Source organism: Neobacillus sp. Fa239 (assembly GCF_055395235.1).
The window spans coordinates 4,599,373-4,617,773 of sequence record NZ_AP041611.1 but is presented as its reverse complement, the minus strand read 5'-3'; the positions used below and the strand labels follow the sequence as shown (position 1 = coordinate 4,617,773).

Genomic DNA, 18,401 nt, shown 5'->3' with positions numbered 1-18,401 from the left:
TCAAAGCAGAGCCGTTGCATTGCCCGTGGAGTAGAAAAAAGAGTTGCCACGGTCAAAGCAGAGCCGTTGCATTGCCCATTGAGCAGAAAAAAGAGAGGCAACGGTCAAAGCAAAGCCGTTGCATTGACCTTGGAGTAGAAAGAGGAGTTGCCACGGTCAAAGCAGAGCCGTTGCATTGCCCGTGAAGTAGAAAAAAGAGTTGCCACGGTCAAAGCAGAGCCGTTGCATTGCCCGTGAAGTAGGAAAAAGAGCTGCCACGGTCAAAGCAGAGCCGTTGCATTGCCCGTGGAGTAGAAAAAAGAGTTGCCACGGTCAAAGCAGAGCCGCTGCATTGCCCGTGGAGTAGAAAAAAGAGTTGCCACGGTAAAAGCAAGGCCGATGCATTGCCCAATAAGAGGAAAAAGGAGCTTAGACGGTCAATGCAACCCGGCTCTATCACCCAAGAATAAAAAAGAGAGGGTCAGCCTCCCTGTTACGGGGTCTGACCCTCTCTTTTTGTCATCCATTATGGTACTTATACATCCAAAGGATACCTGATTTTAATATACGGGCGACACGGCCTGTGATTGCTTGGTTGGCCATCATGCCGAAGCCTTGCTTTTTCCCAAGAGATCCAAGTACACCCTTTAATTTAATCGCTGGGAAGGAGGCAGGCGGTTCTTCACCCTTCCATCGCTTTTTCAAGACTTCAACAATTTGTTCCGCCTGTCCTTCAGCTAATTGCGCACTTGGTGCATGAGGAAGATTCGCACAATCACCAAGAATGAAAACATGCTCATCATTTGGTAAATGATGGCGGGGAGTAATCGACATTCGACCCATTCGATCCTTTTCCCCCTCAAGGTCACGAACAATTTTGTTGGCTTGAATTCCGGCGGTCCAAACGATAACATCACAATGGATAGCTTCATCGTGATTATATAAAAGGTTTTCCTCAACCTTTGTTATATTGGAATTGTTAATAATCTCAACATTATGTTTATTAAACCAATTTTCAACATATTTACTTAAACGATCCGGAAAATCAGATAGAATATGCTTGCCGCGGTCAAATAACTTAATTTGCAAATCCTCACGGCTCTCGCTTAGCTCACTTGCTAATTCCACGCCGCTTAAACCAGCACCGACAATCCCAACAACAGAGCCAGGTCCAAGATTGTTTAACGTGGAATACGTAAGACGTGACTTTTCAATACTTTGAATGCTATAGGTGTACTCATCTGCCCCAGGGACACCATGGTATTTATCCTCACAGCCTAACCCAATAATTAAATCATCGTAAAAAATCGGCTCATCTTCCAAAAGAAGAACTTTCTTTTCAGACTGATCAATACCGGTAACTTCCCCGTATTTGATCGATAATTGCGGATGTTCCGGGAAAGCCACTCGGACCTCTTTATCAGAAATCGTGCCGGCTGCTAAAGCATAATATTCTGTTTTTAAGCAATGGTATGGTACTCGGTCGATCAGTGTGATTGAAACATCCTCAGGCAGCTGGTTTGGAAGCAGTTCATTTAAAATCTTCATACCGCCGTAGCCTCCGCCAAGGATTACAAGGTTTTTCATATAATAATTCCCCTTTAATAAAACAATTGATGTCTTAACATTAATGTTTGTTTTTTTATTGTAAATATTTCATTAATAAAAATGGGATTTTTCAATAAATGATTCTCATAAAATATCCATAAATTTTACCCATAAAGAGTATATCTGAATTGTGTCAAAATAACAACATAATTATCTTTGTTCTTGACAAGTATACATAAAACGTGGTAATTGACGATGTTTAATAAAAATAGTAGGATTAGTTAATAGTGGAGAGGTGAAAGTTATTGATTAAGCCCATCATAGAATTCTGTATCAGCAATTTAGCAAGCGGGTCCCAAAAGGCGTTAGAGATATTAGAAAGAGATCCGAATCTTGATATCATCGAATATGGCTGTCTTGGACATTGCGGCAAATGTGCCATCACTCTTTTTGCCCTTGTTAACGGAGACGTTGTAAAAGGTAAAACGCCTGAAGAACTGGTTGAAAATATATATCAGTATTTAGAAGAAAACCCAATGTTTTAAAATAATAGCGGGCAGCCGCTCCATTATTTTAAACTCTATCATATTATATTGTAAAAGCTTGGGAGGAGGAAACCAAAATGGGTACTGATGTTGTAATCTTAACAGAAGCAGCAGCCTTACAAATTAAGGACATGATGAAGCATAATGAAGAAGAAGGTGCTTATTTACGGGTAGGCGTAAAAGGCGGCGGATGCAGCGGCTTATCTTATGGAATGGGATTCGACCATGAGGTGAAGGAAGACGATATCCAATGTGAACAATTTGGAATAAAAATTATTGTAGAAAAAGAAAGTGCCCCCATTTTACAAGGCACAAAAATTGATTACAAGCAATCCATGATGGGCGGCGGCTTTACGATTGATAATCCGAATGCGATCGCTTCATGCGGGTGTGGTTCGTCCTTCAGGACAGCAACAGCGGCCGGAACTCCGGAAGAATGTTAACTAGTAAACATAAAGGCGTCCAATTAGGACGCCTTTTCATTTTATTTATCAAACATGGAAGAACTGTGCATTGGCTGTACTTTTGCTTTTGGGTCCATATAAGATTTGGCATTATTCACGGCTGTAGGTGCTTCACCAAATCCACAGGCAATTAATTTCACTTTACCATCATACGTGCAAATATCTCCGGCGGCATAAATCCCTGGAATATTTGTTTCCATTTTTGAATTGACTAAAATGGAGTTCTTTTCAATTTGTAAGCCCCATTCTTTAATAGGTCCGAGTGAGGAAACAAATCCGTAGTTACAGATGACGGCATCTACCTCAAGTGTTTCTTTCGCTTCACCATTTACCCCTTCAAGCACCACTTGTTTAATTCCACTTTCATCGCCGATTAACTCTGCAGGAACAAATGGGGTTTTTACATCTACCTTCGATTTATACAAGTTTTCAACGCTATGCTCATGAGCACGGAATTTGTCTCTCCGGTGAACAATTGTGACCTTCTGAGCGATAGGTTCAAGCATTAATGCCCAGTCAACCGCTGAATCTCCACCGCCAAATACGACTACTTTTTGACCAGCAAACTTGTTTAAATCTTCAATGAAATAATGGAGATTTTTGCGTTCATATTGAAGAGCGCTTGAAAGCTCTAATCTACGAGGTTGAAATGCACCATTTCCAGCAGTAATGATGATGGTTTTCGAATAATGAACTTCGGAGTTAGTCGTTAATTTGAATGTCCCGTCTTCAAGCTTTTCCAATTTTTCAACGGATTGCTCTAATGCAATTTCAGGTTTAAATTTTGCCATTTGTTCTTTTAAATTATTAATCAATTCCTGTGCGCGGATTTTTGGAAACCCAGCAACATCATAAATATATTTCTCGGGATACAGCGCCGATAATTGACCGCCAAGCTGTGGTAAGCTTTCAATAATTTTTACTGTTGCCTGTCTCATTCCCCCGTAAAAGGCTGTAAATAGGCCGACAGGACCGCCGCCGATAATCGTTATATCAAAAACATTTTGATCTTCTTGCACTCGAATTCCCCCTACAAAGTAGTAACTACCCCATTTACCTATAATACCATAATTATACTAAAACCTCATACTATTCGATAGAATATTCAGAATGCTTGTTTTGAAATTTACTCCCTATTATTTATAAAATGCTTTAAATAAACGGAAGATTCCCAAAATTCAATTCTTAAAAATTGATAAAAATCGCTTGAAAACTGAATGAAAAAAGCATAAGATGAATTGTGGATATATTGTTACTATTGTGTGACGAAAAAAGAACATTTTTTTGCCGGTTAAGTAATATATAGTGAGTAATACTTATTTAATTCTGTCATCCCTATTTTTATCAGAAGGGTTTTTTCTTTAATCATATACGTGAATTATATCACATACAAATTATTTCCAAATAAAAATGATGAAAACAGTGGATGATAAGAAAAAAGATTCTAAATAAAAAACTAAAAAGGTGGAAGTGATCACTTTGAGAAAGCCTAAAATTGTAATTATCGGTGCTGGATATGGCGGACTTATGACGACTGTTCGTTTACAAAAATTAGTTGGTGTTAATGAAGCAGATATCGTTTTAATTAATAAAAATGATTACCACTATGAAACCACTTGGTTACATGAAGCTTCTGCAGGAACGCTTCATCATGACCGGGTTCGCTATGAAATTCGTGACGTTATTGACCGGAGTAAAGTCGACTTTATCCAAGATACGGTAGTACAAATAGATAAAGATTCTAAGAAAGTTATTTTAGAAAAAGGCGAAGTTAATTATGATTATTTAGTCATCGCTCTTGGCGGCGAGGCAGAAACATTTGGTATCAAGGGATTAAAAGAATATGCATTTGGTATTTCAAATGTAAACTCATCCCGTCAGCTGCGCGAGCATATTGAGTATCAATTCGCCACTTATAACATGGAAGAAGAAAAAAGAGAAGACCGTTTAGCTATTGTTGTTGGCGGTGCCGGATTTACTGGAATCGAGTTTCTTGGCGAATTAACAAATAGAGTTCCTGAATTATGCCATGAATATGATGTTGATTTTAATAAAGTGAAAATTATCTGTGTTGAAGCTGCACCAACGGTTCTTCCAGGCTTTGACCCTGAACTTGTAAAATATGCCGTTTCTCAATTAGAGCGTAAAGGTGTTGAATTCCTAATTGGAACGGCAATTAAAGAATGTACGACTGAAGGCATTCTAGTGGCAAAGGGTGAAGATGAACCACGTGAGATTAAGGCTGGAACAGTTGTCTGGGCTGCAGGTGTCCGTGGAAACTCCATTATTGAAAAATCTGGGTTTGAAGCAATGAGGGGCCGTGTAAAGGTACAGCCTGATCTTCGTGTACCAGGATTTGATGATGTCTTCATCATTGGTGACAGTTCTCTTATCATAAACGAAGAAATTAATCGCCCATATCCGCCAACCGCTCAAATTGCTATGCAGCAAGGAGAAGTTTGCGCCCGCAATCTTGCTGCCCTTGTACGGGGGAAAGCAGACCTTGAAACATTTGAATTCCATAATAAAGGAACTGTTTGCTCCCTTGGCGAAGACGATGCCATCGGCGTTGTCTTTGGTAAAAAGGTAACAGGTGCAAAAGCAGCCTTCATGAAAAAGGTCGTTGACAACCGCTCCCTTTTCATGATCGGCGGGGCAGGTCTTGTATTGAAAAAAGGAAAATTAAAAGTATTCTAAACGAAAAGGACAGAGTGATCTGTCCTTTTTTGTTTTTCAGTTTCAGACAGTTGTCAGATACTCGGCAAAAACATGAGGTGTACGTAAAGCCGCTATTTTACGGACAAAAGTGTCCGTAACGAAGGCTATAACGGACAAAACGGGGCAAGAAACAATGAGGAAGTGTCCGTAATGAAGGTTCTAACGGACAAAACTTGGCAAGAAACAATGAGAAAGTGTCCGTAATGAAGGTTCTAACGGACAAAAAAAGGCAAGAAAAATGAAGAAAGTGTCCGTAATGAAGGCTCTAACGGACAAAACGAGGCAAGAAAAATAAAGAAAGTGTCCTTTATATAGCCCATCGGAGGATCAATATATGTAAACCTGAACATTCCAGAATTAGAATATTTCTATGGTAAGATAAAAGCATATTGGCATAGGGGAGGACATAAACGCATGAGCAATCGGGAAAAGCGCGGAAAGGTTTGGTTAGCTGTTTCAGGTCTTGTGAAATCGAGTGATGGAAAATGGCTGGTGGTCAAAAAAAGATACGGCGGATTAAAAGGGCAATGGTCGTTACCTGCGGGCTTTGTAGACGAGGGAGAAACGGCTGATCAGGCGATAGTTAGGGAAATTAAAGAAGAAACCGGAATTGATTGTGTAGTAAAGGGACTAATAGGATTAAGAACGGGCATAATAAGAGAAGAGATTAGCGATAATATGATTGTTTTTTTACTTGAGCCAAAAGATATCTCCCAAATCAAGCACCAGGATGATGAATTATTTGAAGCAAAATTTATCGCGCCGGAGGAATTGCTTCATGAAAAGGGTGCTTCTGTCCTTCTGCATTACCTCATTGAGCAAAACAATATCACACTTAAAACGGGGATTGATGGACCGGATCCTGGGAAACAATTTGGTTATACCGCTTATAAATTATTTTTTTAATTTTTTGAAAATTCAAGTAACAATTAGAAAAAGAAAGAAAACTTTACATGTATCCGTTTTCTTCTCTATTTTTGGTCAAATACGCGTCTTTCTTTTTTATTAAATTCTTGATATATTATCAGAAAATTAAATTAATTTTAGGAGGATGAAAGGAATGCAAGTAAAAACCATTGATCCAAAAGCGTGTGATTTCTGTTCAGGAGAAGGATACTTTCAACTATTACTTGGCGGCTCAGAAACATGTACCTGCTGCGAAGGTACTGGGAAGAAAAAAGAAAACTAAAAAACGTAAAGCCTGCTTCTTCGAATAAATTTTTCGAGGGGCTATTTTTTTTGCTTTAAATGTGTATGAAATTTAATTTTTAGGTGATAATATTGATTTCCTTTTGGACATTCAGTACACTTAGTGTTGATGTGTTAAAGGGGGAATTCCAATGCAAATGAGCATTCCTATTCTAGTTATTTCGATGGTGCTATTTTTTGTTCTATTTTTTGGAATCGGCTTTATTTTAAATATGCTGCTTAGAATGTCTTGGGTTATGGCAATCATTTACCCGATTGTTGCGATTTTAATAGTTGATAAGGTTCGTTTTATTGAATATTTTACTGATAGTAAAGCCGCCTTTGTTAAGCTGGGGCATCGATTCAGCGCGCTCGCAACCGCTGATATTCTCATCCTTTCAAGCGGTTTGGCAGGGGCGATTGCTGCCGGCTTTGTGATTAAACTTTTGCGGAAAAATGGATATCAAATGTTTTAGAGGCTGTCTCAAAACAAAAGGTCAGACCCCACCACAATAATATATAGCTGAACTTATCTTAAGAGCGACTATATATTGAGTGTTGAGTGAGGGGGTCAGACCCTTTTAGACAGCCTCTTTTTTATTGGAAAATTTTTTCTTAAACCTTTTTTGAATAATTCGCTGCCTCCAAGGAAATGAATATTTTTGGAGGAGTGAAATTTTGATGATTAGAATAAAAAATGGAATAAGACGTTTTGCAATGGCATGTTTATTCTTTTTGGCACTCATTGCAACATTTCAATCCATTTCTGGTGTGAATCCACAAGAACTATTCCAACGACTAATACAACTAGTACCGCACATTTCTACTAGTCATGCATCAGCAGCGGCGGTGCCAACTTTAGAGAATTCGTTTGACTGGTCACAATACCCGAAAAAAACAGTAGTCGCAACAGGCTATACAGCTGGATATGAATCAACTGGCAAATATAAGAGCAATCCTGAATATGGAATTACTTATTCAGGAGTAAAGGTCAAGCGCGATTTGTATTCGACAGTAGCTGCAGATATACATGTTTTTCCAATTGGTACCATCCTGTTTATTCCTGGGTACGGATACGGTGTTGTGGCTGATATCGGCGGAGCGATTAAAGGAAATGAACTGGATCTTTATTATGAAACTGTTGAAGATGTTTATCAAAAATGGGGCAAGAAAAAGCTGGATGTATATGTTGTTCACCAAGGAGACGGAACTTTGTCCGAAAAGCAATTACAGGCATTGAATGAAGCTAAATCCATGCAAGTATTCCGCCAGCAGTATATACGATCAGAAAAAAGATAAGCAGGCCAATAGTGCCTGTTTTTTCTTTTTTCGTTATAATAAAAACATAACCTACGGAGGTGGAACGGACATGTTTCATGTAAAAACTCAATTTGAAGTGTCGGCCGAGCATGAGGGCTTAGTAGTTGGTTTATTTGAAAAGCCGGAAAAGTTTACAGGGCTTCTTTCTGAGCTTGATAAACATTTTGACGGACAGTTAACTGAACTTGTTAAGTCAGGTGATATTTCCGCAAAACATAAGAATATTAGTAAAATACATAGTTTTGGTAAAATTGGCTCGAAAAGAATATGGTTTGTTGGGTTAGGGAAGGAAAAGGAGCTATCCTTTGAAAAACTATCAGGGGCGTTAGGAAACGTTTTTAAAGCATTAAAATCAAGTAAACTGGAAGAAACGGCTCTTCTGTTGGATTCCTTTACAACAGAGCAAATGGATGGCTGTGATGCGGCCCATGCTGTAAGTGAAGCATTTGCGCTTGCCACGTATCAGTTTGAAGGCTACCGGCAAAAATCGAATGAACCGGAAAAAAAACTTAAAAGATTGACCGTATACAGCGAAGTTTTTGATGAAGAAGAACTGCAGGCATCGCTATCAGTCGGTTACGCTTTTGGCAAGGGAACCAACTCTGCCAGAACGCTTGTTAACATTCCTGGTAACCTGCTGACTGCAACTGATATGGCGAACTATGCTAAAGAGCTTGCTGTCCAATATGATTTTGAAGTGGAAATATTAGAGAAGGCCGAAATCGAGAAGCTTGGCATGGGGGCGTTTCTAGCTGTCAATCAGGGTTCAACAGAGCCGCCAAAAATGATCGTTTTGAAATATCAAGGAAAAGAAGAGTGGAAGGACGTTATTGGGCTAGTTGGAAAAGGCATTACCTTTGATACTGGAGGTTATTCCATCAAAACAAAAGCCGGAATTGTTGGCATGAAAACCGATATGGGCGGTGCCGCAGCCGTTCTTGGAGCAATGGAGATTATCGGCGAGCTAAGGCCGGAACAAAACGTTGTTGCCGTCATTCCATCTACTGATAACATGATAAGCGGCGGCTCCTTTAAACCTGATGATGTCATTACATCGATGAGCGGCAAAACCATCGAAGTGTTAAACACTGACGCAGAAGGCAGGTTAGTTTTAGCAGATGCCATGACTTACGCGAAACATCATGGAGCAGAATATTTAGTTGATGTGGCCACCTTGACTGGAGGAGTGATTACTGCGCTTGGACTTCATACAACAGGTGCGATGACAAACCACGAAGCATTATATGAGCAGGTACTGGAGGCCTCTATGGAAGCTGGTGAAAAAATGTGGCAGCTTCCATTATTTGAATCAGAAATTCAGCGGGTACGAAACAGCCAGGTCGCCGACATAAATAATTCACCAGGCAGCGAAGGCCACGCGATTGTCGCTGGCGCTTTTATTGGCGAATTCGCCGAAGGAACACCATGGGTTCATTTAGATATTGCCGGCACAGCAACAAAGGCAAAGGATTATGATCTCGGACCTGCAGGTGGAACCGGCGTCATGACCCGCACGCTCGCCTTATTTGTGGAACGATTTGAACCAATTAATAAATAGGATTTTATCAGAGTGTTATATAAATGAGATGCCCACTCCAATTGCATGTCTGCCGCATATGAAATAGTGTAGGCAAGTATACATGAATAGGAGGTATCGCGTTATGTACCCTTATCGAGCTTATGCTCCGGTACAGGATCAAAGATTTTTCGGCTTTGGACTTGGTTTTCCACTTTTGGCAATCGGGGGGCTTAGCTTTTTAGGCGGTTTTCTCGGGGGAGCAATTGGCAGCCGACCATTTTATGGCTATCCACCCTATGGGTACCCAGGCTTCGGCTATCCACCAATGGGCTATCCACCCATGGGATTTCCAGGTTATTATTAAACAGGTGAAAACAGCTCAAGCGGGCTGTTTTTTCATTTTAACAATAAAAAGGAAAGATAAGATAAAAACCGAATAAGTTAGAATTAGAGCATACATAAATAATTTTAGAAAGGACTTAAAAAATGATTAAAAACACACTAATTGAGGCATTAGGAATTGAAATTACTCATATTGAAAAAGGGAAAGTAATCGCGACGATGCCTGTTGATGAACGGACAAAGCAGCCGTTTGGTTTATTGCATGGCGGAGCATCTGTAGCCCTGGCGGAAACAGTGGCAAGTATTGGTGCATATGAATTGGTGGATAAAGAGAATCAAGCAGTTGCCGGTCTGGAAATCAATGCGAATCATGTGCGTCCAGTCACAGAAGGGTATGTCACCGCAATCGCAACAGTTTTACATCAAGGGAAATCCACAATGGTTTGGGATATCAAAATCACCGACAAACAGAATCGGCTCATCTGTGTCTCCAGATGTACCATGGCAGTCATTTTTATAAAAAAATAATGAGCTAAATATTTATAGGGATGACCTATTTTTCCAATGGTTTTTCTTTTATCTATAATTAGGAAAATTCAAAAAATCATTTTGAACTCGTGGTATAATGGAAAATATAAAAAAATTTTAATTAGCACAATTTTTTGTACATGTTTCTTTATATAATGGTAGTAGAAGAAGATCCTAAGAAAGGAAGGTGAAAAAATGAATGCCAGGCATCATTATTTGTTTATTGATTTTGAATTTACGATGCCAGAAAGAAATGTACGGATGAAGGAGTTCTATCCTGAAATTATCGAGGTAGGTATGGTTTCAGTCATTGACGATCAAATTATCGAGCAGTTTTCATCTTATGTGACACCCTTGAAATTCCCAACACTAACGGAACGCTGTAAATCTTTTTTACATATTTCACAGCAACAGGTGAACAAGGGGATTTCATTTCATGAACTGATTCGCAAAATGGAGGAGTTCAATAAAAATTATGAAACCACAATTGTTACCTGGGGAAATATGGATATGAAGGTATTACGTCATAATTGTCTTGCGGCGGGGTTAGCCTTTCCCTTTCATGCCGCAGAATTAGATCTATCTATGGAATATAAACGCTTTTTTGGTGACCAAAATCAAACCGGGTTATGGAAAGCGGTGCAGGAATATGGAAAAGAGGGGACTGGCAAACATCATCGGGCATTGGACGATGCATTAACAACTTATAATATCTTTCGACTTGTTGAAAAAGACAAACGCTATTTAGAAAAACCAAAACCGACCACGATTGGTGACCGAATTGATTTTTCCAAGCTCTTGAATAGGTTCGCATAAAAGGCCAAATCATAATCATTGATTTGGCCTTTACGATTATTTCATTTTAAAATAGTCCTTTTCAAGCGAATCGAGCATTTTTAAGCTCATATCTGCCCAATCGGAAGGAGTTTCTGTTAAATCCTTTTTCATTTTCCCCACAGCCTCTTTTAAGGATTCCTGATAATCGGGTACATTTTGTTCATAAGGTTTGACCATTTGCTTTGGAATGTTGGCTTGTTCTCTATAGCTAAGCGCACGTCTTTCATGAAAAACAAGGACATCCGCACTTTTTGGATTGTGCAAATCCCCTTGCAAAGGATGTTTTACCACGGCTAGTACTCTAACTAGATAATGCTGAGGCCGATCTTCTGTCACTTCTCCGATATATTTCCCTGTTTTGTAAATTGCAGTTACCGTATCACCAATTTTTATTTCTGACAACCTTAATCCCTCCTGTGTCCATATTCTTTTATTTTAGTAAATTGAAAAACAAAGTGCAAAAAAAGCTACTTTCGGTTAAATTATAAAAATGGAGGGATGATAAATGAGAAAAAGTTTGCAAGTAGGTGTCCTTGTTTTAATAGCCTTATTTGTTTTGAATGCATGCGGGACAAGCACCAAAACAACGGAAAAGAAGGAGGGAACAAAACAAGTGTCAAACACTGTATATCCTCAATTGACTAATGAGGTAGCAGATAATGAAAGAGTAGTTGAGATGGAAACATCCATGGGGAACATTAAAATTAAATTATTCCCTGAATATGCTCCGAAAGCTGTTGAAAACTTAGTGAAGCACAGTGAACAGGGCTATTATAACGGACTTATTTTTCATCGCGTTATTAAAAATTTCATGATCCAAGGCGGAGATCCGAATGGTAATGGAACGGGCGGAGAAAGCATTTATGGTGCGCCTTTTAAAGATGAAATATCGAAAAATCTATTCAATATTCGCGGTGCCTTGGCGATGGCGAACTCCGGTCCAAACACGAACGGGAGCCAATTCTTTATTGTTCAAAACCCATCATTAGACCCTTCGATGAAAGCACAAGTGGAAAAAGCAGGCTATCCAAAAGAAATTGTTAATGCCTATGAAAGGAACGGCGGTTCACCGTGGCTGGACGGCGGATATACAGTTTTTGGGCAAGTAATAGAGGGAATGGATGTTGTCGACAAAATTGCAGCTACCCCAGTAGACGGTAAGGATAAACCAGAAAAGGACGTTGTGATTAAAACGATAAAGGTTTTAAAATAGATTTTATGGACAATCCATTTGGTATGGAGCTCATTTTATTGCTATAATTAGGTAATCGAGCATTCCTTTAAAGAAGGGTGATAATGATGTTCCATCCAATTGTATTAGCTGATTTTATGTATTTTCCAAAAGATAAATCAGATTATATTCCCGGTCTGATTTCTTTTATGTTCTTTTTTATTGGGGCCATATTAACATTTCGATTTTTTATTGCCCATTCTAGAAAGGAAGCAAAGAAAACAAAAGAACTGGAAGAACAATTGAATAATAATCATGCTAATCAAAAGGAACAGTAAACCTATGCTGTTCCTTTTTGTTTGCGAATATTTTGCAGACTTAAAAGGCACACTAACCGCAAATTGTCTTAAGTCTGGGGGAATACATAGATGAAAAAAGGCTTTATACTTATTCCGCTTCTTCTTCTAACGGGATGCATGGAGCAGCAAATAACAAAAACCGATGTGGAATTATTTAATTCCGTGGGTGATTCTTTAGGAAAGGTGAAGTTGGCTGAGCAATCCAGCGGCGTGAAAGTAAGTGTTAATTTAAAAGGTTTGGATCCGGGTGTTCATGCCATTCATATTCATGACAAAGGCAAATGTACGGCTCCGGAATTTAAATCTGCCGGAAATCATTTTAATCCAGAAAAAAAACAGCATGGATTATTGAATCCAAAAGGGGCACATGCGGGTGACTTACCGAATCTGATTGTCGAGGACGATGGGTCGGTAAAGGCGGATTTGATGGCACCGAATGTGACTTTGAAAAATGGTAAAATGTCATTGTTTACAAAAGAAGGAACATCCATTGTCGTTACTGCTGAGAAAGATGATGGAATGACACAGCCGGCAGGAAATTCAGGAAATCGAGTGGCATGTGGTGAAATCACTAAAGATAAAAATAAAGGCCAAAAAGCTGCTCAGGATGAAAAAAAATAGATGTGAAAAGGTTGTCCTACAAGATATGGGACAGCCTTATTTTTTTATTTTAATAAAATTATTGTCACATTAGGCAATAATCTAAGCTTATCCCAAAACTAAGACATACACTACCATGTAGACAGTTTAGGAGGGATATTATGACAGAGCGTCAATATTACGGAGGATTCCCAGGCCAGCAGCAAATGGGTTATCCGCAAATGGGAGGCCATCCACAAATGGGAGGTTATCCGCAAATGGGCGGCTATCCACATATGGGTTACCCACATATGGGTGGATACCACCACACTGGGTATCCACATATGGGAGGCTATCCACACACAGGCTATCCACAAATGGGGGGCTATCCACACACAGGCTATCCACAAATGGGAGGCTATCCACACACAGGCTATCCGCAAATGGGAGGCTATCCACACACAGGATACCCTCAAATGGGAGGACACCCTCAAACAGGCACCACTACCGGTGGTACAAGCGGTTTGCCACAATTGGGACAGCCACAGCCATCAACAGGGCAACGGAAAGAAAAGAAATAGTGGTTGAAGGTCCTGCCCATTTAGATGGGACAGGACCTTTATTTATAAAAAATGTGCCAAAAACTTGATTTCTGTTCCTATTTTCCCGACAATAAAAATGGTTAAAAAACTACAGGGGTACATAAACGATGGAAAATAAATTGTATTATCAGGATGCCTATATTCGAACCTTTTCAACAAAGGTGGTAAAGCAAGAATGGGATGAGGCGGGAGGCAATTATGTGGTTTTACAACAAACAGCCTTTTATCCCACTGGTGGTGGACAGCCACATGATATTGGAACGATTGGGGGACAAAAAGTAGTAAATGTAGAAGAAATGAATGGGGAGATTCGTCACTACCTAGAACACCCTATCCTTGAGATAAACTCTGAAGTAATCGGTGAAATCGACTGGAAAAGAAGATTTGATCATATGCAGCAGCATGCCGGGCAGCATATTTTATCAGCTGCCTTTGATCATTTATTCCAGTATAAGACGGTCAGCTTTCATTTGGGAATAGATACTTTGACCATCGATATCCAGACAGAGCATTTATCAGAAGCTGAAAGCTTGAAAGCAGAGGAGCTTGCAAACCAAATAATAGTAGAAAATCACCCGATTGAAACGAAGTGGGTCAAAGAAGAAGAATTGTCCCAATATTCCTTACGCAAAGAGACAAAAGTCAAAGAAGATATTCGTCTTGTCATTATCCCGGAATTTGATTATAACGGCTGCGGTGGAACACATCCTAAAACAACGGGCGAAGTGCGGGCAATAAAAATATTGGATTGGGAACGGCAAAAGAAAAATATCAGAGTTCAATTTGTTTGTGGGAATCGTATTTTGGCCCAGCTTCATAATAAGCAAAATGTGATTCTTTCCCTTACCAAGCTTCTCAATGCCCCAGAAAAGGACATGGAACAAGCTGTCCTTCGTCTTCTTGAGAATGGAAAGAGCTTGGAAAAGGCTCTTGAGCATGCGCGGGAGCAGCTGCAGGAATACGAGGCAGACGACCTGCTTGCTCAACATAAGGATAAAATAGTCATGAAGGCCTATCAAAATCGACCTATTCAAACGCTGCAGAATCTGGCAAGACTGATTACCTTGAAAGATGATTCTGCTTTGGTTTATTTGGTTTCAAAAAATGAAAACCGATTGCAGCTTGTATGTGCCAGGGGAGCAGCAAGAACAGAAAGTATGAAAAATATCTTAGCGGAATCTCTTTCACCTATCAATGGCAAGGGCGGCGGGAACGAGACGTTTGCCCAAGGAGGCGGAGAGGCGATTCTTTCTGAAGACCAAATGCTTCAGCACATAAAAAATTTGTCAAAATAGAATTTTTTAACCCAGTAAATAATAAAACTAAATGTTTTTTATATAAAAAGTTTTATATGAAAATTTTTTTATTTTATAATATATATAAGTGAAAAAATATTTAGTATCTTGAAGGGATGATTCAGATTGGAAAAACAACAAGTTGGAGTCGTTGGTGTAGGTGTTATGGGAAGAAGTCTTGCGCTTAATTTCGAAAGCAAAGGCTTTTCGGTTTCCATCTATGACCTATCTGCGGAAAAAGTAAATGAAATTCTTGACAATCATAAGGGTAAAAAACTCTTTGGAACCAACAATATCGAAGAATTTGTTCAATCACTTGAGAGCCCGCGCAAAATATTATTAATGGTCAATGCGGGAACGATTACAGACAAGGCGATTGAATCGCTGATTCCTTATTTAGATAAAGGCGACATCCTCATTGATGGCGGTAATAGTTTCTATAAAGATACAATCAGAAGAAATGCCGAGCTTGCCGAAAAAGGTCTACTGTTCATCGGTGCGGGTGTTTCCGGCGGTGAGGAAGGAGCACTGACAGGTCCAGCAATTATGCCAAGCGGACAAAAGGAAGCCTATGATGCTGTCGGGCCACTTTTAACAGCCATTTCGGCAAAAGTGAACGGAGATCCTTGCTGTACATACATCGGACCAGATGGTGCTGGTCATTATGTTAAAATGGTTCATAATGGAATCGAATATGGCGATATGCAGTTAATATGTGAATCGTATCATTTAATGAAAAATCTGCTTGGCCTATCAACCAACGAGCTTCATGAAGTTTTTAAAGAGTGGAATGAAGGTGAGCTAGATAGCTATCTCATTGAAATCACGGCCGACATTTTTTCGAAAAAGGATCCGGAAACGGGCAAGCCGTTGGTTGATGTTATTCTTGATACTGCAGGGCAAAAAGGAACCGGGAAATGGACCAGCCAAAGTGCGCTTGATCTTGGGATACCATTATCGATTATTACAGAATCTGTATTTTCGCGCTTTTTGTCTGCTATGAAAGATGAGCGCGTGAAGGCTAGCAAAATTTTACGCGGTCCGTCAGTACAGGAGTTTTCCGGTAATAAACAAGCATTTATTGAACTAATTCGAAAAACCTTGTATCTAAGTAAAATTGTCTCTTATGCTCAAGGCTTTGCCCAGTATAAGGTCGCATCTGTAGAGTATGGCTGGGATCTAAAACCGGGAGAAATAGCGATGATTTTCCGCGGGGGATGCATCATTCGTGCTGCCTTCCTGCAAAACATCAAAGACGCCTATGACCGCAATCCAGACTTAGACAATCTTTTATTGGATTCGTATTTTCAATCAATCGTCGATGACTACCAAGAGGCGGCAAGAGAAGTAGTCGCTGTAGCCATTAAAGCGGGAATTCCTGTTCCTGGTCTTGCCAGTGCCCTGGCTTACTATGACAGCTACCGCTCGGAGGTTCTTCCTGCAAACCTGCTTCAAGCGCAAAGGGATTACTTTGGCGCCCATACTTACCAAAGAACCGACAAAGAAGGTACCTTCCATACCGAGTGGTTAAATAAATAAAATGGAGCCAGCAGGGGTTTCCCCTCTGGCTTTTTAATTTCTTTGAAAGAAAGTATACTAAAGGGAGAATCGGGAAAGGTGTGAACAATTATGGGATTTTTTGATGGGGTAATTGGCAACGCCTCAGAGGTAAGTGCAGCGGAAATTCAGAGAGAGTATGCAAAAATTCTATCGTCGAATGAGAGAATTGAAAAAGCCTATAAACTGATAAGGGACTTGTTTATTTTTACAAATAAGCGGCTCATTTTAGTAGATAAGCAAGGATTAACCGGGAAAAAAGTCGAGTACCATTCGATTCCTTATAAAAGTATTACGCATTTCAGTATTGAAACAGCAGGGCACTTAGATTTGGATGCAGAGCTTAAAATTTGGATTTCTGGAAATGCTTTGCCGCTACAAAAGCAATTTAATAAGAATTTAAACATTTATGAGCTGCAAAGTGTTCTAGCAGAATATGTTCTTAAATAATTTTGCAGGAGGATGGAGGATGGAGAAAAGTCAGCTTCCAACTAATTTAAAGTTTGTTGATATTTTAAACGAGTGGGATCCGTTTCAATTGAAAGACGGCGGGTATGATACCGAAATTGCGGACACGATACAAGCCATTCATGAATACGACGATCCAGACCTTTTAGCTGAGAGAATCCAACGTATTTATGAGTTCTCCTTTGAAGAGGTCATCCCGCTGGAAAGCTGCCTTCAAGTGGCAAAGGAGCTTTTGATCATTAAAAACAGCAGTGAGTGTACCATTAACTAAAGTACCTCGGCAAAACCATAAAAAGAGGACATACCACGAGGGTATGTCCAGTTCAAAAAAGGGGGAATACTAGAAAGCCTTATGGATTAAGGTTTGCCGGTATTTCTCTTTTTTATACATAAAAAAAGAAAAAAAGCGGTTAAACCGCTTTTAATTATTTGGAATAGATAACCCTTAGTTCAATGTAGAGGAGTTTGTATGAAACTTTTGGTCTAATAAATCAGCTGCAGGGATATCCAATATGGTTGACAGCCTTAAAATGGTCTGCCGGCTTGGAATTTGCTCACCAGATTCGTATTTCTCAATCGTATTGGTTCCCACTCTTAATTTTTGTGCCAGCTCTTGCTGCGACATGTTTTGCATTTCACGGCAATTTCTTATTGTTTGGCCGATTGACTTCATACTGATCACCTCATCCTGTAAAAAATTTGTTTTATATATTCTATCATAAAAAAATCATTTAACCTAAAATAGTTATGAACATTTTGTTAATTTCCACAAATACTCATTCGAAGGTTTCTTTTTAAAAAAACTGTTTCGTTTTTTGATTATAGTTATTCACTATGGTATAATTTTTTAATGCGTATAAAAGGGAAAAAATAATGATGAATTTAGGAGTGTTTTCATGTCAGAAAAAATTGAGATTGGCAGTATATTGAATGGAAAGGTAACAGGAATTCAGCCATATGGGGCATTTGTGGCACTTGAGGAAAATACACAAGGCCTTGTCCACATTTCTGAAATTACCCATGGCTATGTTAAGGACATTAATGATCATCTTAAAGTGGGCGATGAAGTAAAGGTAAAAGTATTATCTGTAGATGAAGGGGCTGGAAAAATCGGCTTATCTATCCGTGCTACAGAGGAGGCTCCTGTTCAACAGACTGCTAAAGTAAAGAAGCCTAAAAAACGTCAAGCTGCTGCGATTGTTCCTGAGGTGGAAGGAATGCAAGGATTTAATACCTTGAAAGATAAGCTTCAAGATTGGATTGACCAGTCACAAAGAGAAGATTTAATTAAAAAATAAGCAAGGTAAGACCTAGTTAATTCTAGGTCTTATTTTTTTGGTAAATTAATCAAACGGAAAAAGATTCAAATCAGTTCATTCTTT

The 18,401-nt window shown here is 39.3% G+C and carries 24 protein-coding genes; 20 read left to right on the top strand and 4 right to left on the bottom strand.

Going from position 1 to position 18,401, the window contains the following annotated elements:
• Positions 1 to 498 precede the first annotated feature (498 nt).
• Positions 499 to 1,566, bottom strand: coding sequence for an NAD(P)/FAD-dependent oxidoreductase (locus ACZ5XR_RS22935; RefSeq protein WP_464498790.1), 1,068 nt, complete (start codon positions 1,564 to 1,566; stop codon positions 499 to 501).
• A 266-nt stretch (positions 1,567 to 1,832) separates the two neighbouring features.
• Here ACZ5XR_RS22935 and ACZ5XR_RS22930 point away from each other — a divergent pair, with 266 nt between their 5' ends.
• Complete coding sequence (locus ACZ5XR_RS22930; RefSeq protein ID WP_464498789.1) at positions 1,833 to 2,072, top strand: YuzB family protein; 240 nt, start codon at positions 1,833 to 1,835, stop codon at positions 2,070 to 2,072.
• 77 nt (positions 2,073 to 2,149) lie between these two features.
• Complete coding sequence (locus ACZ5XR_RS22925) at positions 2,150 to 2,515, top strand: HesB/IscA family protein (protein ID WP_464498788.1); 366 nt, start codon at positions 2,150 to 2,152, stop codon at positions 2,513 to 2,515.
• A 41-nt stretch (positions 2,516 to 2,556) separates the two neighbouring features.
• On the opposite strand, the gene ACZ5XR_RS22920 is transcribed toward ACZ5XR_RS22925, so the two are convergent.
• Complete coding sequence (locus ACZ5XR_RS22920; RefSeq protein WP_464498787.1) at positions 2,557 to 3,555, bottom strand: NAD(P)/FAD-dependent oxidoreductase; 999 nt, start codon at positions 3,553 to 3,555, stop codon at positions 2,557 to 2,559.
• Positions 3,556 to 4,015: 460 nt separating this feature from the next.
• Here ACZ5XR_RS22920 and ACZ5XR_RS22915 point away from each other — a divergent pair, with 460 nt between their 5' ends.
• The 9 genes from ACZ5XR_RS22915 to kapD all read left to right on the top strand — a co-directional run bounded on the left by ACZ5XR_RS22915 (position 4,016) and on the right by kapD (position 10,967).
• On the top strand, positions 4,016 to 5,233 hold the full coding sequence (locus ACZ5XR_RS22915) for an NAD(P)/FAD-dependent oxidoreductase (protein ID WP_464498786.1): 1,218 nt from the start codon (positions 4,016 to 4,018) through the stop codon (positions 5,231 to 5,233).
• A 435-nt stretch (positions 5,234 to 5,668) separates the two neighbouring features.
• Entirely contained in the window at positions 5,669 to 6,160 is a 492-nt protein-coding gene (locus ACZ5XR_RS22910; RefSeq protein ID WP_464498785.1) for an NUDIX domain-containing protein, read from the top strand.
• Between the two features lie 154 nt (positions 6,161 to 6,314).
• Positions 6,315 to 6,443: a YuiA family protein gene (locus ACZ5XR_RS22905; RefSeq protein ID WP_464498784.1), complete on the top strand. Its 129-nt coding sequence runs from the start codon at positions 6,315 to 6,317 to the stop codon at positions 6,441 to 6,443.
• Between the two features lie 151 nt (positions 6,444 to 6,594).
• Complete coding sequence (locus ACZ5XR_RS22900; protein WP_464498783.1) at positions 6,595 to 6,918, top strand: YuiB family protein; 324 nt, start codon at positions 6,595 to 6,597, stop codon at positions 6,916 to 6,918.
• Positions 6,919 to 7,123: 205 nt separating this feature from the next.
• Positions 7,124 to 7,741 carry a 3D domain-containing protein gene (locus ACZ5XR_RS22895; RefSeq protein WP_464498782.1) on the top strand — a complete coding sequence of 206 codons (618 nt, stop codon included), beginning with the start codon at positions 7,124 to 7,126 and terminating at the stop codon, positions 7,739 to 7,741.
• Between the two features lie 70 nt (positions 7,742 to 7,811).
• Positions 7,812 to 9,320, top strand: a complete 1,509-nt coding sequence (locus ACZ5XR_RS22890) for a leucyl aminopeptidase (RefSeq protein WP_464498781.1) — start codon at positions 7,812 to 7,814, stop codon at positions 9,318 to 9,320.
• Between the two features lie 103 nt (positions 9,321 to 9,423).
• Positions 9,424 to 9,645: a hypothetical protein gene (locus ACZ5XR_RS22885; protein ID WP_464498780.1), complete on the top strand. Its 222-nt coding sequence runs from the start codon at positions 9,424 to 9,426 to the stop codon at positions 9,643 to 9,645.
• A gap of 122 nt (positions 9,646 to 9,767) precedes the next feature.
• The gene (locus ACZ5XR_RS22880; protein WP_464498779.1) at positions 9,768 to 10,151 is read left to right on the top strand and encodes a hotdog fold thioesterase; all 384 of its coding nucleotides are present in this window, start codon (positions 9,768 to 9,770) and stop codon (positions 10,149 to 10,151) included.
• Between the two features lie 195 nt (positions 10,152 to 10,346).
• Positions 10,347 to 10,967 (top strand): 3'-5' exonuclease KapD, encoded by a 621-nt coding sequence (gene kapD / locus ACZ5XR_RS22875; RefSeq protein ID WP_464498778.1) that lies wholly within the window; start codon positions 10,347 to 10,349, stop codon positions 10,965 to 10,967.
• A 36-nt stretch (positions 10,968 to 11,003) separates the two neighbouring features.
• Here kapD and kapB read toward each other — a convergent pair whose 3' ends face one another.
• Positions 11,004 to 11,390, bottom strand: a complete 387-nt coding sequence (kapB, locus tag ACZ5XR_RS22870) for a kinase-associated lipoprotein KapB (protein WP_464498777.1) — start codon at positions 11,388 to 11,390, stop codon at positions 11,004 to 11,006.
• A 103-nt stretch (positions 11,391 to 11,493) separates the two neighbouring features.
• Between kapB and ACZ5XR_RS22865 the strand changes: the two genes are divergently transcribed.
• The 8 genes from ACZ5XR_RS22865 to ACZ5XR_RS22830 all read left to right on the top strand — a co-directional run bounded on the left by ACZ5XR_RS22865 (position 11,494) and on the right by ACZ5XR_RS22830 (position 17,290).
• The gene (locus ACZ5XR_RS22865; RefSeq protein WP_464498776.1) at positions 11,494 to 12,201 is read left to right on the top strand and encodes a peptidylprolyl isomerase; all 708 of its coding nucleotides are present in this window, start codon (positions 11,494 to 11,496) and stop codon (positions 12,199 to 12,201) included.
• An 83-nt stretch (positions 12,202 to 12,284) separates the two neighbouring features.
• The gene (locus tag ACZ5XR_RS22860) at positions 12,285 to 12,497 is read left to right on the top strand and encodes a hypothetical protein (protein WP_464498775.1); all 213 of its coding nucleotides are present in this window, start codon (positions 12,285 to 12,287) and stop codon (positions 12,495 to 12,497) included.
• A 90-nt stretch (positions 12,498 to 12,587) separates the two neighbouring features.
• A complete protein-coding gene (locus tag ACZ5XR_RS22855; protein WP_464498774.1) occupies positions 12,588 to 13,139 on the top strand; it encodes a superoxide dismutase family protein in 552 nt (183 codons plus the stop codon).
• 140 nt (positions 13,140 to 13,279) lie between these two features.
• Complete coding sequence (locus ACZ5XR_RS22850) at positions 13,280 to 13,678, top strand: hypothetical protein (protein ID WP_464498773.1); 399 nt, start codon at positions 13,280 to 13,282, stop codon at positions 13,676 to 13,678.
• A gap of 128 nt (positions 13,679 to 13,806) precedes the next feature.
• On the top strand, positions 13,807 to 14,994 hold the full coding sequence (locus tag ACZ5XR_RS22845) for an alanyl-tRNA editing protein (RefSeq protein ID WP_464498772.1): 1,188 nt from the start codon (positions 13,807 to 13,809) through the stop codon (positions 14,992 to 14,994).
• 126 nt (positions 14,995 to 15,120) lie between these two features.
• Positions 15,121 to 16,533: an NADP-dependent phosphogluconate dehydrogenase gene (gene gndA, locus ACZ5XR_RS22840; RefSeq protein ID WP_464498771.1), complete on the top strand. Its 1,413-nt coding sequence runs from the start codon at positions 15,121 to 15,123 to the stop codon at positions 16,531 to 16,533.
• Between the two features lie 90 nt (positions 16,534 to 16,623).
• Positions 16,624 to 17,001: a PH domain-containing protein gene (locus ACZ5XR_RS22835; RefSeq protein WP_464498770.1), complete on the top strand. Its 378-nt coding sequence runs from the start codon at positions 16,624 to 16,626 to the stop codon at positions 16,999 to 17,001.
• Positions 17,002 to 17,020: 19 nt separating this feature from the next.
• Positions 17,021 to 17,290: a DUF1871 family protein gene (locus ACZ5XR_RS22830; RefSeq protein ID WP_464498769.1), complete on the top strand. Its 270-nt coding sequence runs from the start codon at positions 17,021 to 17,023 to the stop codon at positions 17,288 to 17,290.
• 174 nt (positions 17,291 to 17,464) lie between these two features.
• On the opposite strand, the gene ACZ5XR_RS22825 is transcribed toward ACZ5XR_RS22830, so the two are convergent.
• Complete coding sequence (locus ACZ5XR_RS22825) at positions 17,465 to 17,692, bottom strand: helix-turn-helix domain-containing protein (protein ID WP_464498768.1); 228 nt, start codon at positions 17,690 to 17,692, stop codon at positions 17,465 to 17,467.
• A gap of 223 nt (positions 17,693 to 17,915) precedes the next feature.
• On the opposite strand from ACZ5XR_RS22825, the gene yugI reads away from it, so the two are divergent.
• Positions 17,916 to 18,317: a S1 domain-containing post-transcriptional regulator GSP13 gene (gene yugI / locus ACZ5XR_RS22820; RefSeq protein ID WP_464498767.1), complete on the top strand. Its 402-nt coding sequence runs from the start codon at positions 17,916 to 17,918 to the stop codon at positions 18,315 to 18,317.
• Positions 18,318 to 18,401 lie beyond the last annotated feature (84 nt).

Bases quoted from the DNA above. Each gene is read 5' to 3' on its own strand.
- ACZ5XR_RS22905 (WP_464498784.1), top strand. From the start codon at position 6,315: ATGCAAGTAAAAACCATTGATCCAAAAGCGTGTGATTTCTGTTCAGGA.
- ACZ5XR_RS22890 (WP_464498781.1), top strand. From the start codon at position 7,812: ATGTTTCATGTAAAAACTCAATTTGAAGTGTCGGCCGAGCATGAGGGC.
- ACZ5XR_RS22825 (WP_464498768.1), bottom strand. From the start codon at position 17,692: ATGAAGTCAATCGGCCAAACAATAAGAAATTGCCGTGAAATGCAAAAC.
- ACZ5XR_RS22910 (WP_464498785.1), top strand. From the start codon at position 5,669: ATGAGCAATCGGGAAAAGCGCGGAAAGGTTTGGTTAGCTGTTTCAGGT.
- kapD (WP_464498778.1), top strand. From the start codon at position 10,347: ATGAATGCCAGGCATCATTATTTGTTTATTGATTTTGAATTTACGATG.
- ACZ5XR_RS22850 (WP_464498773.1), top strand. From the start codon at position 13,280: ATGACAGAGCGTCAATATTACGGAGGATTCCCAGGCCAGCAGCAAATG.
- ACZ5XR_RS22860 (WP_464498775.1), top strand. From the start codon at position 12,285: ATGATGTTCCATCCAATTGTATTAGCTGATTTTATGTATTTTCCAAAA.
- ACZ5XR_RS22880 (WP_464498779.1), top strand. From the start codon at position 9,768: ATGATTAAAAACACACTAATTGAGGCATTAGGAATTGAAATTACTCAT.
- ACZ5XR_RS22835 (WP_464498770.1), top strand. From the start codon at position 16,624: ATGGGATTTTTTGATGGGGTAATTGGCAACGCCTCAGAGGTAAGTGCA.
- ACZ5XR_RS22830 (WP_464498769.1), top strand. From the start codon at position 17,021: ATGGAGAAAAGTCAGCTTCCAACTAATTTAAAGTTTGTTGATATTTTA.
- ACZ5XR_RS22845 (WP_464498772.1), top strand. From the start codon at position 13,807: ATGGAAAATAAATTGTATTATCAGGATGCCTATATTCGAACCTTTTCA.
- ACZ5XR_RS22900 (WP_464498783.1), top strand. From the start codon at position 6,595: ATGCAAATGAGCATTCCTATTCTAGTTATTTCGATGGTGCTATTTTTT.
- ACZ5XR_RS22865 (WP_464498776.1), top strand. From the start codon at position 11,494: ATGAGAAAAAGTTTGCAAGTAGGTGTCCTTGTTTTAATAGCCTTATTT.
- ACZ5XR_RS22925 (WP_464498788.1), top strand. From the start codon at position 2,150: ATGGGTACTGATGTTGTAATCTTAACAGAAGCAGCAGCCTTACAAATT.
- ACZ5XR_RS22855 (WP_464498774.1), top strand. From the start codon at position 12,588: ATGAAAAAAGGCTTTATACTTATTCCGCTTCTTCTTCTAACGGGATGC.
- ACZ5XR_RS22885 (WP_464498780.1), top strand. From the start codon at position 9,424: ATGTACCCTTATCGAGCTTATGCTCCGGTACAGGATCAAAGATTTTTC.
- ACZ5XR_RS22935 (WP_464498790.1), bottom strand. From the start codon at position 1,566: ATGAAAAACCTTGTAATCCTTGGCGGAGGCTACGGCGGTATGAAGATT.
- ACZ5XR_RS22895 (WP_464498782.1), top strand. From the start codon at position 7,124: ATGATTAGAATAAAAAATGGAATAAGACGTTTTGCAATGGCATGTTTA.
- yugI (WP_464498767.1), top strand. From the start codon at position 17,916: ATGTCAGAAAAAATTGAGATTGGCAGTATATTGAATGGAAAGGTAACA.